The sequence below is a fragment of the Pantoea sp. CTOTU49201 genome, from assembly GCF_032054795.1.
GTDB classification, from domain to species: domain Bacteria; phylum Pseudomonadota; class Gammaproteobacteria; order Enterobacterales; family Enterobacteriaceae; genus Pantoea; species Pantoea symbiotica.
Genome location: NZ_DAMBSA010000083.1, coordinates 1 through 13868, shown reverse-complemented (window position 1 = coordinate 13868; position 13868 = coordinate 1). Strand labels below are relative to the sequence as shown.

15 protein-coding genes are annotated in these 13868 nt (G+C 54.8%); 5 read left to right on the top strand and 10 right to left on the bottom strand.

The annotated features are described in order from the left end of the window. A partial coding sequence (locus RTY00_RS08405) for a PQQ-binding-like beta-propeller repeat protein (RefSeq protein WP_312664109.1) occupies window positions 1-493 on the top strand: 493 nt, incomplete at its 5' end. Between the two features lie 86 nt (window positions 494-579). Here the strand turns inward: RTY00_RS08405 and RTY00_RS08400 are convergent. From RTY00_RS08400 to xseA, 4 genes are all read right to left on the bottom strand, one after another. Beyond that, window positions 580-762, bottom strand: coding sequence for a general stress protein (locus RTY00_RS08400; protein WP_312664108.1), 183 nt, complete (start codon window positions 760-762; stop codon window positions 580-582). A 103-nt stretch (window positions 763-865) separates the two neighbouring features. Next, a complete protein-coding gene (locus tag RTY00_RS08395; RefSeq protein ID WP_312664107.1) occupies window positions 866-1192 on the bottom strand; it encodes a protealysin inhibitor emfourin in 327 nt (108 codons plus the stop codon). Beyond that, window positions 1177-2202 (bottom strand): M4 family metallopeptidase, encoded by a 1026-nt coding sequence (locus RTY00_RS08390; RefSeq protein ID WP_312664106.1) that lies wholly within the window; start codon window positions 2200-2202, stop codon window positions 1177-1179. Before RTY00_RS08390 ends, RTY00_RS08395 begins: the two co-directional genes overlap by 16 nt. A gap of 48 nt (window positions 2203-2250) precedes the next feature. Beyond that, window positions 2251-3624 carry an exodeoxyribonuclease VII large subunit gene (gene xseA / locus RTY00_RS08385; RefSeq protein WP_179449887.1) on the bottom strand — a complete coding sequence of 458 codons (1374 nt, stop codon included), beginning with the start codon at window positions 3622-3624 and terminating at the stop codon, window positions 2251-2253. A 169-nt stretch (window positions 3625-3793) separates the two neighbouring features. On the opposite strand from xseA, the gene guaB reads away from it, so the two are divergent. The 3 genes from guaB to RTY00_RS08370 all read left to right on the top strand — a co-directional run bounded on the left by guaB (window position 3794) and on the right by RTY00_RS08370 (window position 7860). Continuing rightward, window positions 3794-5260, top strand: a complete 1467-nt coding sequence (gene guaB / locus RTY00_RS08380; protein ID WP_008108316.1) for an IMP dehydrogenase — start codon at window positions 3794-3796, stop codon at window positions 5258-5260. A 72-nt stretch (window positions 5261-5332) separates the two neighbouring features. Further along, window positions 5333-6913, top strand: a complete 1581-nt coding sequence (guaA, locus tag RTY00_RS08375; RefSeq protein ID WP_008108317.1) for a glutamine-hydrolyzing GMP synthase — start codon at window positions 5333-5335, stop codon at window positions 6911-6913. Window positions 6914-7083: 170 nt separating this feature from the next. Then, a complete protein-coding gene (locus tag RTY00_RS08370; protein WP_008108318.1) occupies window positions 7084-7860 on the top strand; it encodes a DUF3750 domain-containing protein in 777 nt (258 codons plus the stop codon). A gap of 117 nt (window positions 7861-7977) precedes the next feature. On the opposite strand, the gene RTY00_RS08365 is transcribed toward RTY00_RS08370, so the two are convergent. After that, window positions 7978-8157, bottom strand: a complete 180-nt coding sequence (locus RTY00_RS08365; protein ID WP_008108319.1) for a hypothetical protein — start codon at window positions 8155-8157, stop codon at window positions 7978-7980. A gap of 159 nt (window positions 8158-8316) precedes the next feature. Here RTY00_RS08365 and RTY00_RS08360 point away from each other — a divergent pair, with 159 nt between their 5' ends. Continuing rightward, window positions 8317-8817, top strand: a complete 501-nt coding sequence (locus tag RTY00_RS08360) for a DNA-binding protein (protein ID WP_312664105.1) — start codon at window positions 8317-8319, stop codon at window positions 8815-8817. Here the strand turns inward: RTY00_RS08360 and mgtE are convergent. From mgtE to ppk1, 5 genes are all read right to left on the bottom strand, one after another. After that, window positions 8814-10247, bottom strand: coding sequence for a magnesium transporter (gene mgtE / locus RTY00_RS08355; RefSeq protein WP_312664104.1), 1434 nt, complete (start codon window positions 10245-10247; stop codon window positions 8814-8816). The two genes, RTY00_RS08360 and mgtE, sit on opposite strands and share 4 nt — an antisense overlap. Window positions 10248-10368: 121 nt before the next feature. After that, window positions 10369-10554 (bottom strand): YfgG family protein, encoded by a 186-nt coding sequence (locus RTY00_RS08350; protein WP_008108322.1) that lies wholly within the window; start codon window positions 10552-10554, stop codon window positions 10369-10371. A 154-nt stretch (window positions 10555-10708) separates the two neighbouring features. Then, complete coding sequence (tehB, locus tag RTY00_RS08345) at window positions 10709-11314, bottom strand: tellurite resistance methyltransferase TehB (protein ID WP_409519125.1); 606 nt, start codon at window positions 11312-11314, stop codon at window positions 10709-10711. A gap of 21 nt (window positions 11315-11335) precedes the next feature. Further along, window positions 11336-12862, bottom strand: coding sequence for an exopolyphosphatase (ppx, locus tag RTY00_RS08340; RefSeq protein WP_008108324.1), 1527 nt, complete (start codon window positions 12860-12862; stop codon window positions 11336-11338). Between the two features lie 5 nt (window positions 12863-12867). After that, window positions 12868-13868 (bottom strand): polyphosphate kinase 1 (ppk1, locus tag RTY00_RS08335; protein WP_312664102.1); only part of this gene is annotated, 1001 nt, incomplete at its 5' end.

The window sequence follows — 13868 nt, the reverse complement described above, 5'->3', positions numbered from 1 at the left end:
AGCCATCAACACCGGTATGGGTGCGGTTCCGCTGAAAGGCACACCGTACGCGGTGAACAAAAACCGCTTCATGTCGCCGCTGGGCATTCCGTGCCAGGCTCCGCCGTTCGGTACGCTGTCAGCGATTGACATGAAAACCCGTCAGATCGTGTGGCAGGTGCCGGTTGGTACGGTAGAAGATACCGGTCCGTTTGGTATCAAAATGCGCGCGAAAATGCCAATTGGTATGCCGACCTTAGGCGGCACGCTGGCAACGCAGGGTGGCCTGGTGTTCATCGCGGGTACGCAGGATTACTATCTGCGCGCTTTCGATAGCTCAACCGGTAAAGAAGTGTGGAAAGCACGTCTGCCAGTCGGCAGCCAGGGCGGTCCAATCAGCTACGTTTCACCGAAAACCGGCAAACAGTACATCCTGATCTCCGCAGGCGGCGCACGTCAGTCGCCAGACCGTGGTGATTACGTGATTGCTTACGCGCTGCCAGACAGCAAGTAAGTTCTCAATATGAGAAAGGCCGACATCATGATGTCGGCCTTTTTTTTAACCATCCGTGGCACAACACTTCCTTTAAGGCACCTTAATTACTGCGGCTTTGAAGGGCGGCGGCTTTTTTGACCTCCTTTTCTTCCAGCTTCCCTGGCTCTTTCAGGATCGTTTCTGAAATTACCCCCGCTGACTTTGCCGCCAGCGCTACCTGCTTCCCTGGCGCGCTCCGGGTCCTCTGCAAAGTTCCCGGCACCACCTCGTTGCTTTTTTTGTGTCATAGCAGAGACCTCATCTAAGGGTGTTTTCTTCGACGTGGACTAGCTAGCCACATAATGAGTATAGTCAATCAGTTACGCTCTGCCTTGAGAGATCTCTGATAACCTATTCGCCGTCTCGCCACAGCGATTGCAGTTCGGGTGGTGCCAGTTGTTCGGGAATTAAAATCACTAAGCTTGCCGCCTCACGGTGTGTCGCATAGGTGATTTGAATGCGGTAATAGCGCTGATCGCCGCGACCCATATTCGCCGCCTGATCTTCCGGTTCGCCCAGCGGCATCGCCTGTTCCAGTACCTCGCAGACGCGCTGCTTTTGCGGTTCCGGCAGTTCCGCCAGCGCAAAGCGCCGTTCGCCGCGCAGTTTGGGAATAAAAGCGATACCGCCTTCGCGCGCCAGCTCGATGATTGCGTCATCGGTCAGTTGGATGTCCATGTTACGCCCACCTGCTGCCAGGCGGATTGGATCTTCTCCGCCACTGAGTTGTTGAAGCGCTGTTTCGCGTGCTGCACGGTAAAGCGTGCAAAGGTGCGGAAATCGGCATCCTGCGGCAGCGTTTTGTCGCACAGCGTGTCGTACCAAGCTTGACCCGCCTGCTCCCACGCGAAGCCGCCCAGCGCTTTAGCGGCGAGATAGAAGGCGCGATTGGGAATGCCAGAGTTGAGATGCACGCCGCCGTTGTCGTCACGCGTTTCGATGTAGTGAGCCATATCGGCGGGTTGCGGATCTTTGCCCAGCACCGGATCATCGTAGGCGGTGCCCGGTGCTGACATTGATCGTAATCCGCGCCCATTGATGCCCTTAGCCAGCAAACCTTCGCCGATGATCCAGTCGGCCTGATCGGCGCTCTGCTTGAGGTGGAATTGCTTCACCAGCGAGCCAAACACGTCAGACATCGATTCGTTCAGCGCACCTGCCTGCTGAAAATAGATCAATCCCGCTTCGGTTTCCGTCACGCCGTGCGTCAGCTCGTGCGCCACAACATCCAGCGCGATGGTGAAGCGATTGAAAATCTCGCCGTCGCCGTCACCAAACACCATCTGCTGTCCGTTCCAGAAGGCGTTTTGATACTCCTTGCCGTAATGCACGGTGCCATCGAGCTTGAGACCTTTGTTGTCCAGCGAGTTGCGTTGGTAGGTTTGCCAAAAGAAATCGTAGGTAATGCCGAGATAGTTCCACGCCTCTTCGGCTGCGACATCGCCATTGCCCGGCTGGCCTTCGTCGCGCACTAAAGTGCCGGGCAGATTTTGTGTTCCTTCGGCGTCGTAAATAGCTCGTAGCACCGTGCCAGGCTGCGCGGTGGCGGTGCTTGCCGGTTTAGCATTGTGTTCGCCCATTAAGTGCTGGACGTGGGTGAGGGTGCGGCGCGCGTAGTCCTGTTGCGCGCCGGAGCAGTTATCAATGATATTGCGCAGAATGTAGGGAGGAATAACGCTGTAAGACATAAAAAACTCCTGGCCATTGAGGTACATGCCAGAAGTATAGTTTTCCCGCTATGAACGCGCTTTGCGGCTCCGGGATTTCTGCGGTTCGAGTGCGGTAACCTGGCTTTCCACCCAGCCATCGTCCAGCCGGGTGCGCAGCAAGTCGCCTTTGCTGAGCTGCTGGGTTTTCTTTACCACCTGACCTTGAGTGTCGGTAGTGACGCTGAAGCCACGCGCCAGCGTCGCCAGTGGGCTCACGCCTTCCAGCTGTGCTGCCAGCGTGCCAAAGCGCTGACGATTGTGATTGAGTTGCTTTTCCATGCCCTGCTGTAAGCGATAGTGCCACTGCTGGAGCTGCTGCTGAGCGCGCAGAATACGTCCCTGCGGCTGCTGGGCATTGAGGCGTTGCAGCAGGCGATCCTGCTGACGGTTGGCCACCCGCAGGCGCTGGTCCATCGCTTCACCGAGACGGCGCTGCAGCTGGAATAGCGCGGTCTGCTGACGTGCCAGACGCAGCTGCGGATGCTGCTGCTGTAAACGGTGCTGGATGCGCGTGAAGCGACGCTGCTGCTGTGCCAGATAGAAATCCATCGCCATCTCCATGCGCTGCTGCTGCGACTGCAAACGGCGCAACAGTTCCAGCTGATTACGGCTCACCAGTTCTGCCGCAGCAGAAGGCGTTGGCGCGCGTAAATCCGCAACGAAGTCTGCGATGGTGACATCGGTTTCATGTCCAACGGCGCTGACGATCGGCAGGCGGCTGGCAAAAATCGCCCGCGCTACACGCTCGTCATTGAAACTCCACAAATCCTCCAGCGAACCGCCGCCACGACCCACAATCAGCACGTCACACTCATCGCGCTGGTTGGCCAGCTCAATGGCACGCACAATGCTGGCTGGAGCATCCACGCCTTGCACCGCCGTGGGATAAATAATCACCGGCAAGGAGGGATCGCGTCGATGCAGTACGCGCAGCACGTCGTGCAACGCCGCACCGGTAGCGGAGGTAATCACGCCGACCTGACGCGCCGGATCCGGCAGCGGCTGCTTGAACTGTTGATCGAATAAGCCTTCTGCAGCCAAGCGCGCTTTCAGTTGTTCAAATTGCTGCTGCAGCAAGCCTTCACCGGCGGGATGCATGCTTTCGATAATCAGCTGATAATCGCCGCGCGGCTCATACAGCGTGATGCTGGCACGCACTAAAACTTGCTGGCCATGCTGAGGACGGAAGGTGACGCGCCTATTACTATTGCGGAACATCGCGCAGCGCACTTGTGCGCCATCATCCTTCAACGTGAAGTACCAATGACCGGAAGAGGGCTGAGTGAAATTTGAAATTTCAGCACTGAGCCACACCAGGCCCATCTCATTTTCCAGCAGTTGGCGCACCGTGGTGTTCAGGCGGCTGACAGTAAAAATATTGGCGGTTGGCGGTAGCGACATGTGATGTAGATCAAATTTTAAATCAGAGGGTTAATCAACTGATACTACATTGCTTGCCCTGAGGATCAAGACTTTTTCTGAAAAAACACTGGAGGCAATCGGTTTCGGCCTGTATAATGCCGCGGCAATATTTTATCTGTTTTAATCGCCCCCAGGTGGAGATATTGCAATGTTAAGAATCGCTAAAGAAGCCCTCACATTTGACGACGTTCTGCTCGTTCCCGCTCACTCCACTGTCTTACCGAACACCGCTGATCTCAGCACTCAACTGACGAAAAACATCCGTCTGAATATCCCAATGCTCTCTGCTGCAATGGACACCGTGACCGAAGCCGGTCTGGCCATTGCGCTGGCGCAGGAAGGTGGTTTGGGCTTTATTCACAAAAACATGTCAATTGAGCGCCAGGCGGACGAAGTTCGTAAGGTGAAAAAACACGAAAGCGGCGTAGTTACCGATCCGCAAACCGTGCTGCCAACTACCGCGCTGGCGGCGGTGAAAGAGCTGACCGAGCGTAACGGCTTCGCCGGTTACCCGGTGGTGAACACCGAGAACGAGCTGGTGGGCATCATCACTGGCCGTGACGTGCGTTTTGTTACCGACCTGACCTTGCCGGTTTCTGCGGTTATGACGCCGAAAGAGCGCCTGGTAACGGTGAAAGAGGGTGAAGCACGCGAAGTTGTGCTGCACAAAATGCATGAAAAACGTGTTGAGAAAGCGCTGGTTGTTGATGACAGCTTCCACCTGCTGGGCATGATCACCGTTAAAGATTTCCAGAAAGCCGAACGTAAACCTAACGCCTGTAAAGATGCGGAAGGCCGTCTGCGCGTAGGCGCGGCGGTAGGTGCTGGCGCAGGCAACGAAGAGCGCGTCGATGCGCTGGTGGCTGCCGGTGTTGACGTGCTGCTGATTGACTCGTCACACGGTCACTCAGAAGGTGTGCTGCAGCGTATTCGTGAAACTCGTGCAAAATACCCGAACCTGGAAATCATCGGCGGCAACGTTGCTACTGGCGCAGGCGCACTGGCGCTGGCACAGGCTGGCGTGAGCGCGGTGAAAGTGGGTATCGGCCCTGGCTCAATCTGTACCACGCGTATCGTTACCGGCGTTGGCGTTCCACAGATCACCGCCGTCTCTGATGCAGTTGCCGCGCTGGAAGGCACCGGCATTCCGGTTATCGCTGATGGCGGTATCCGCTTCTCTGGCGACATCGCAAAAGCGATTGCAGCAGGCGCAGCGGCCGTTATGGTTGGCTCAATGCTGGCCGGTACCGAAGAGTCTCCTGGCGAAATCGAGCTGTATCAGGGCCGTTCGTTCAAGTCTTATCGCGGTATGGGTTCACTGGGCGCGATGTCTAAAGGTTCTTCAGACCGTTACTTCCAGAGCGATAACGCTGCGGACAAACTGGTACCGGAAGGTATCGAAGGTCGCGTTGCCTATAAAGGACGCCTGAAAGAGATCGTGCACCAGCAGATGGGCGGCTTGCGCTCTTGCATGGGCCTGACCGGTTGCCCAACCATCGACGATCTGCGTACCAAAGCGGAGTTCGTGCGCATCAGCGGCGCGGGCATCAACGAAAGCCACGTGCATGACGTGACCATCACCAAAGAGTCACCAAACTACCGCATGGGTTCATAATCCCGTAAAATTTAGCGCCCGGCACCCGCCGGGCGCTTTTATTATTAAGTCCATCCCAATGGAAACGCCTCAATGACGACTGAAAATATTCATAAACATCGTATTTTGATCCTCGATTTTGGTTCTCAGTATACGCAGCTGGTTGCGCGCCGCGTGCGCGAACTGGGTGTTTACTGCGAGCTCTGGGCGTGGGATGTCACCGAAGAGCAAATTCGCCAGTTCAACCCGAACGGCATCATTCTCTCTGGCGGTCCGGAGAGCACCACCGAGCTGAACAGCCCGCGTGCACCGGAATACGTGTTTAACGCCGGCGTGCCTGTGTTGGGCGTTTGCTACGGCATGCAGACCATGGCGATGCAACTGGGCGGCAAGGTAGAAGGCTCTAACGAGCGTGAATTTGGTTATGCGCAGGTTGAAGTGCTGACCCAGAGCGCGCTGGTGCGTGACATCGAAGATGCGATTAGCGCAGCAGGTAAACCGCTGCTGGATGTGTGGATGAGCCACGGCGACAAAGTCACCGCCATCCCAGCAGGTTTCGAAACCGTTGCCAGCACCGAAACCTGCCCGTTCGCCATCATGGCGAACGAAGAGAAGAAATTCTACGGCGTGCAGTTCCACCCGGAAGTGACGCACACGCGTCAGGGCCTGCGCATGCTTGAGCGTTTCATTCGTGACATCTGCGGCTGCGAAGCGCTGTGGACGCCAGCAAAAATCATCGAAGATGCGGTTGAGCGTATTCGTCAGCAGGTTGGCGAAGACAAAGTTATCCTCGGCCTGTCTGGCGGCGTAGACTCATCTGTGACCGCGATGCTGCTGCACCGCGCCATCGGCGAGCGTCTGACCTGCGTGTTCGTCGACAACGGTTTGCTGCGTCTGAACGAAGCTGAGCAGGTGCTCGACATGTTTGGTGACCACTTCGGCCTGAACATCGTGCACGTGGCGGCAGAAGCGCGCTTCCTTGATGCGCTGGCGGGCGAGAACGATCCTGAAGCTAAACGTAAAATCATCGGCCGCGTATTCGTTGAAGTATTCGACGAGCAGGCACTGCGTCTGGAAGACGTGAAGTGGCTGGCGCAGGGCACCATCTATCCTGACGTGATCGAATCTGCGGCTTCGGCCACCGGTAAAGCGCACGTGATCAAATCGCACCACAACGTGGGCGGTTTGCCGAAAGAGATGAAGATGGGCCTGGTTGAGCCGCTGAAAGAGCTGTTCAAAGACGAAGTACGTAAAATCGGTCTGGAACTCGGCCTGCCGTACGACATGCTGTATCGTCACCCGTTCCCAGGTCCAGGTTTGGGCGTGCGCGTGCTGGGCGAAGTGAAGAAAGAGTACTGCGACCTGCTGCGTCGTGCAGACGCCATCTTCATTGAAGAGCTGCATAAAGCTGACCTGTACAACAAAGTCAGCCAGGCGTTCACCGTGTTCCTGCCAGTGCGTTCTGTTGGCGTGATGGGCGATGGTCGTAAATATGATTGGGTAGTTTCACTGCGTGCGGTGGAAACCATCGACTTCATGACCGCGCACTGGGCGCACCTGCCATACGATTTCCTTGGCCGCGTCTCTAACCGCATCATCAACGAAGTGAACGGCATCTCCCGCGTGGTTTATGATATTTCAGGTAAACCACCTGCGACGATCGAGTGGGAATAAATCCTCCACTGATTACTGCGTAAAAACGAAGCCCGCTTAATTGCGGGCTTTTTCTTTCAAACGTTTTGATGGCAGGTAAAACGGCTAAGTGAATCGCATAGTTCGTGAATACAAAGCCAACCGTTTCGTTGCAAGATAGCGAGTGATTTTTACTCATCAGGATGCCGTCGATGTTGCCTTTCAAAGCCGTACTGATCTCTTTTCTTTGCATCATCTTGCTTTCATTAGGCGCGAGTCTGGCGCAGGCAACGCGTAGCGGTGAGCTTACCTCTGAACGCGGTGGCTGGGCGTCCGCAAGGCGTGATTCGGCCGGCATCGCACCGGATCCACAGCGTTATGCTGCTGAAGCCATCGTGCAGGTTTATGCTGCGCCAACCTATGGCTGGAAGGGCGCCGTGGCGGTACATCCGTGGATTATCTTTAAACGCGCCGGTGAAACCCGCTACAACCGCTATGAAGTGATTAGCTGGGGCAGCGGCGATAAGGTGCGGCGGAATAGCAATCTTCCTGATGGTTACTGGTATGGCGCGAAGCCGCGTCTGTTGGTTGATCATCGCGGCAGTAGTGCAGAAGCGATGATTCCGCAGATCGAAGCGGCAATTAAATCCTATCCGTGGCCAACCACCTATCACGCCTGGCCGGGACCCAACAGCAATACTTTTATGGCGCACATTGGTCGTGAAGTACCGGCGTTGAAGTTGGATCTACCGGCTAACGCGCTCGGCAAAGATTATCGCTCGCTGCTTAATCCGGTCGGTTTACCGCCGTCAGGTCGTGGCGTACAGCTTTCCCTGCTGGGTGTGCTGGGCGTAACGGTTGGCGCGGAAGAGGGGCTGGAAGTGAACTTGCTGGGATTAAACATGGGGCTGGATTTCACACCATTCAGGCTGCGCCTGCCGTTTATCGGCGGCATCGGGCAGAATAATGTGCAGCGCGACAATCCATAAAAAATTGCCTATATATGCAGGTGCGCATGAATGCGCACCCTACAAAATCCTGCCAAATAAATGTAGGGTCGCCATTCATGGCGACCGATTCACGCTTAACTGACAAGCATTACGTTTTTAACAGACGCCAAAATCGCCGTCTTCGTGATACAGATTTACGGTATCGGCTCTGACTTCAATTTCACGCTTGATGTGATCGTCAACGCGAGCGCACCACAGCATATCGCCTTCCACGCGCAGCACCTGCATCTTTGGGCCACCGGTCTTAGACTGCACAAAATCATCCACGTTAAACATGCTTATTCTCCGTCAGGTCAGTGATAACAATAGAGTCTATATGCACTTCAGGTGCTGTGCGCTTGATTTTGTGCTGAGATGCTTTGTGGTTGTCAGTTGACACCTTGGCGTATTTGAACATAATTTTGCCTGTATTTTTGATTGGCACATGAGGAAAACATGGAATTTGAGTTTACGCTGCGTTTTCAGCTCAATGATGAGATCGACACCGATGAAGCGCTTGAGCGTCTCGGTTCGCAACGTTGCACTGATGCGTTAATTGGCGCGGGTGTAGCGGGAAAATTAAGCATGACGTTCAGCCGGGAAGCCAGCACTGCACAGGACGCGGTACGCAGCGCGTTAGATGATGTTTTTCAGGCATTGCCAGATGCTGAACTGATTGAAGCCGCACCGGATTTAGTCGGGCTGACTGATATTGCAGAGTTGATAGGTGTTTCGCGGCAGAATATGCGCAAGCTAATGCTGAGCCACAGCCCGCAGTTTCCGCGTCCGATTCATGATGGAAAAACAGCGTTATGGCATTTAATCGATGTATTGGAGTGGTTAAATCAGCGTGGTTCAACGCGGGTCAATCCAGCATTGAGTAAACTGGCGCGCGCAACGTTGCAACTCAATTTACAGCAGATGCTGCAACGTTACGCACACTGTTTAAAGCCTTAATGATGCAGCAAAAATACCGTCGCCAGACCGAGGAAGATAAAGAATCCGCCGGTATCGGTGATGGCGGTGATCAGCACGCTGGAGCCAACGGCGGGATCGCGTTTCATCTTAGTCATGATTAACGGAATCAGCACGCCCATCAGCGCGGCCAGCAGCAGGTTCAGCACCATCGCCAGCATCATCACGCCGCCGAGTTGTAGATTGTCGTACATTAGCCAAGTGATGCCGCCCATAATGCCGCCCCAGAACAGACCGTTAATCAATGCCACGCCGAGTTCACGCATGATCAGGAACGAGAAGTTACCCGGTTCAACCTGATGCAGCGCCAATGCGCGCACAATCATGGTGATGGTTTGATTGCCGGTATTGCCGCCGATGCCCGCAACGATTGGCATCAGCGCCGCCAGCGCAACCAGTTGCGATATGGTGGCTTCAAACAGGCCAATCACGCGTGAAGCGACAAACGCGGTACACAGGTTAACCGCCAGCCAGGCCCAGCGTTTGCCCACCGCTTTACGCACCGGCGCAAACACGTCTTCGCCCTGGCTGATACCACCCATTTTACGGATGTTGCTTTCGTTCTCTTCGTTCACCAAATCGACCACATCTTCAATGGTGATACGGCCAATCAGCTTGCCTTGTGCATCAGTTACCGCAGCGGAGATCAGGTTATAACGTTCGAACGCACTGGCGGCGTCTTCCGCTTTATCGTTGAGCTGAAACGTAGTGGGATGCGGATTCATCACTTCGGCGACCAGCATCTTCGGTTTGTTTAGCAGAATATCCGTGAGCGTTAGCTCGCCCTGCAGCTGGTTCTGTTCGTCAGTGATAAAGATCTTATCGGTGCCGTCAGGCATTTTTTTGCCTTTACGCAGATAGCGCTGCACCGTGGCTAAGGTTACGTCAGAGCGCACCGTCAGGATATTGAAATCCATGATCTGCCCGACGCGGTCGCGATCCAGCTCGATCACGCTCATTAACCGCGCGCGCAGGCTTGGCTCGAGAGTAGTGAGCAAACGTCCGGTTAAATCACGCGGCAAGTAGCGCGCCAGATATACCTGATCGTCGATATCCAGCGGCTCGATAGCGTGCAGAATATCGCGATCAGACATTTCTTCCGTCAGGCTGGCCCAAACGGTTTCTGAAGCCTCAACCAGCACGTGACCGCGCTGCGTCGTCGGCACTAAACGCCACAGCGCCTGACGCTCTTCTTCCGGCAAGGCTTCGAGGATGTCGGCTAAATCCGCGGCGTGTAATTGCTGCAGCTCACGCTCTAATTCATGACGCCAGTCGGTGATATCACGCAGTTCACCCGCATTAAGATCGACGGATTTATCCAGCAGAACATCAACCAGATCATGCTCGTTAAGCAGCAGGTTCAGGATGTGATGGCGGGTTTCAGCTAATTTTTGTGAATGCGAAGCAGACATAACGCGTTCCTTGTGTCTGTAAAGTCAGCTCACAGTGTAGCGCGTTGCGGGTAACAGGACGTAAAAAGCAGCATTGTCTCAAAGGACAATGTTTAGCAGCGACAGGCGACCCGCAAAGTAGTTAGCGCGAATCACTGGTGCTCAGCGTGACCGGTTCAGGGATGGCTTTCTTTTGCTGATGATGCTCGATGGCACCGGGAATGATGAAAAGCAGGCGGCCAAACAAAATTAAGAAGCTGACCAGTAAAACAACGCGGGTCATGGTGCCGGTTTTGGGACGTCTTCGTGCAGAGATAGCGCTGTTCACGCGGGGTGGTTCCTGTAATTGCCCGGTTGGGCGGAGGCAATATTTAGTCACACTTAAATCGCTAAAGCAATCGCTGTGTGAAAAACGAGCAATAAAGGCGTGGTGGATTGATCGACATCAGACAAAGTAACGGCCGCACAAGGCGGCCGTTGGCTTAGTAGCTGGCTTTCTGCGCCAGCAGCGTGGCGAAACGGATTTTAATACGGTTACCGTTTTCATCACGACGATGCAGTTCACCGACATCTTCGTTGTACTTCACGATGTGCCAGTTGCGGTAGTAGTGGCTGAGCTCACCGGATTTAAACGCAAACGGGAAATTTTGCGTATTGGGATAATCATCGGTATCCATCGCCGCCACAATCAGGTTGTAGCCATATTTACGCGTGCTGGCCTGCATATCGGCAATCAACTGCGGAATAGTTGCCGGTTGCAGGAACATCATCACCACGGTCGACATCACAAACTGATAGGCGCCGTTGAACCGCACGCTATTGAGATCGCACAGCTCGGTGTGAATGTTCTGCAGATCCTCTTCCGCGATGATGCTGTTCAGGCGTTCTAGACTGGCAGGATTGCTGTCCCAGGCCGTCACCTCAAAGCCGTGCTGACTGAGAAACAGGCTATTGCGGCCCTGGCCGCAGCCCAAATCCAGCGCTTTCCCCACCTCAAGATGAGGCAGGGCCGCCAGCACTTCAGAATGGGTCGGCGTGAGACCGTATTTTTCAGCGTAATAGTTATCGGGGCGTGTAGTCATAACCAGATTGCGGGCCAGCTGCCCGCTTTACTCCTCTTCTTCCAGCATCAGTTTCCAGCCGGTGACATCATTCCAGTAAGCTTGCTCGCGCTCCAGATCCAGCTGTACCAGCGTATTCTGGCTCAGAAAGCCGGCAGGGAAGGTCAGCGTCCAGTGGCCGTCATCGGTGCTGAGCTTGAGCGAATCCGGTTTGGTGGTCGCCTGGCGCTGATTATTCAGCAGCGTGCCGAGACGCAGCAGGAATACCATCGGCAGAAACTGTTTCTTTTTAAACAAGGTGAAACGTGGCATCTCATCCTGCTTCACCGCTTTGCGGTGATAACGTACCAGCGTCGCCAACAGCATCTGTTGATCCTGATTAAAGCCCGGCATGTTGGAGTTTTGCAGGATGTAGGCCGAATGGCGCTGCATGCCGCTGTGATTGATGGTCAATCCCACTTCATGCAGCAGCGCGGCCCACTTTAGCAGCGCCGACAGTTGTGGATTGGCTTGCTTTGGATTCTGCTCCTGCCACTGCAAATAGAGCTTCTCGGTGGTTTCCAGCACCCGGCGCGCCTGATCGCTATCAATCGCGTAGTGATTGGCCAGACTTTGCGCGGTGCGGCTGCGAATATCCTGATGGCGGAAACGGCCTTCCATCTCATACAACACGCCTTCACGCAGAGCGCCGTCAGAAAGACGCAGTTCGCGAATCGCTAACGCATCAAACACGCCACACAAAATCGCTAAGCCCGGCACAAACACCGCTTTACGCTCTTCCGACAAGCCCGGCAGGCTCAGCGCGTTGAACGACTTATGCTTCAGCACTTCGGTGGTCAGCAACTCCAGCGTTTCTGGCGTAATCAGCTTCTCTTTTTCGCCCATCGCCAGCAGCACTTCGCAGGCTGCTTTAATGGAGCCCGAAGCGCCCAGCGCATATTGCCAGCCGTGCAGACGATATTGCCACGCCATGGTTTCCAGCTTTTGCGCAGCGGAGAGGCGCGCACGGCGGAAGTTTTCTGGCGTGATTTCCCCTTTCGGGAAGAACAGATTGGCGAAGCTGACGCAGCCCATGCGGCGGCTCTCTACCAGCTGCGGCTCAAAATCTTCACCAATCACCAGTTCAGTTGAACCGCCGCCGATATCAATCACCAGCTTGCGACCTTTTTCCGGCTGCGTGTGTTCTACGCCCATGAAGATCAGACGCGCTTCTTCGTTGCCGGAAATCACTTCGATTGGATAGGGAATCACTTCAGCCGCGCGCTGCAGAAACTCTTCGGCATTGCTGGCGATACGTAGCGTATGCGTACCGACGATCGTCACGTTGGCGGCACTAAAGCCCTGCAAACGTTCGGCGAACAACGCCAGACAGCTCAGCCCGCGCTCAATCGCTTCTTCGCTCAGGCGATTGTGCGCATCCAGCCCATCGGCTAGATGCACGCGCTGTTTCAGGCGTCCCAGCACTTGCAAAGCGCCATCCACCACGCGGGCAATGACCATATGGAAGCTGTTCGAGCCGAGGTCGATTGCCGCGAATTCTTGAGGTTTCGGCGTACTTTTATGTGAGATTGGCATAGGCGTTATTCGGGTTGTTCCAGTTTCTTGATGTAGTCGTAAATGGCCAGCTGCGAACGCACCTTTTTACGGTTGCCGCGCGGCACATAACGATTACTCAGCTCTTTATCGACGATGCGGGCTTTCACCGTATCACTAAACAGAATGGTGATAATGTCCAGAATGCGTTGCTTCACGCGTGGATCAAGAATCGCCACGGCAACTTCAATGCGGTGATCAATGTTACGCGTCATCCAGTCCGCGGAAGAGAGGAACACCTTTTTCTCGCCGCCGTTCTCAAAAATATAGACGCGGTCGTGCTCGAGATAGCGGTCAACGATGCTGGTAATGCGAATATTTTCACTGATGCCCGGTAAATCGGGGATCAGCGAACACATGCCGCGTACCAGCAGATTCACTTTCACGCCTGCCGACGAGGCGGCATACAGCCGATCAACTAAACCATTATCCACCAGGTTGTTGATCTTCAATGTAATGCTAGCAGGATTGCATTGCTGCGCGTTGGCGATCTCGGCATCAATAAACTTATACAGCATGTCGCGCGAATTCTGCGGTGAAACCAGCAGATGCTCGAAGGTTACCGGGCGATACGGATTCTCAATGAAGTTGAACACGCGGCGCACTTCATTGGTGATGCGCGCATCGGCGGTCAGCAATGAATAGTCAGTATAAATGCGCGCGGTTTTTTCGTTGAAGTTCCCGGTACCGATATGCGCATAACGCACTATTTCTTCACCTTCACGGCGCGAAATCAGGAACAACTTGGCGTGAATTTTCAGACCTGGCGCGGAGAAGATCACATGCACGCCCGCTTCGGTCAGGCGTTTCGCCCAGCGGATGTTGGCCTCTTCATCGAAGCGCGCCTGCAATTCCACCACCACCGTGACTTTCTTGCCGTTATAAGCAGCGTGAATCATCGCATCCATGATGCGCGAGTTTTTCGCTACGCGATAAATGTTGATCTTAATCGCCAGCACGTTCGGGTCGAACGAGGCCTGACGCAGCA

Coding starts and splice junctions, on each gene's coding strand:
- RTY00_RS08360 (WP_312664105.1), top strand. CDS start 8,317: ATGGAATTTGAGTTTACGCTGCGTTTTCAGCTCAATGATGAGATCGAC.
- RTY00_RS08395 (WP_312664107.1), bottom strand. CDS start 1,192: ATGGACATCCAACTGACCGATGACGCAATCATCGAGCTGGCGCGCGAA.
- RTY00_RS08365 (WP_008108319.1), bottom strand. CDS start 8,157: ATGTTTAACGTGGATGATTTTGTGCAGTCTAAGACCGGTGGCCCAAAG.
- xseA (WP_179449887.1), bottom strand. CDS start 3,624: ATGTCGCTACCGCCAACCGCCAATATTTTTACTGTCAGCCGCCTGAAC.
- guaB (WP_008108316.1), top strand. CDS start 3,794: ATGTTAAGAATCGCTAAAGAAGCCCTCACATTTGACGACGTTCTGCTC.
- RTY00_RS08390 (WP_312664106.1), bottom strand. CDS start 2,202: ATGTCTTACAGCGTTATTCCTCCCTACATTCTGCGCAATATCATTGAT.
- guaA (WP_008108317.1), top strand. CDS start 5,333: ATGACGACTGAAAATATTCATAAACATCGTATTTTGATCCTCGATTTT.
- RTY00_RS08370 (WP_008108318.1), top strand. CDS start 7,084: ATGTTGCCTTTCAAAGCCGTACTGATCTCTTTTCTTTGCATCATCTTG.
- ppx (WP_008108324.1), bottom strand. CDS start 12,862: ATGCCAATCTCACATAAAAGTACGCCGAAACCTCAAGAATTCGCGGCA.
- mgtE (WP_312664104.1), bottom strand. CDS start 10,247: ATGTCTGCTTCGCATTCACAAAAATTAGCTGAAACCCGCCATCACATC.
- RTY00_RS08400 (WP_312664108.1), bottom strand. CDS start 762: ATGACACAAAAAAAGCAACGAGGTGGTGCCGGGAACTTTGCAGAGGAC.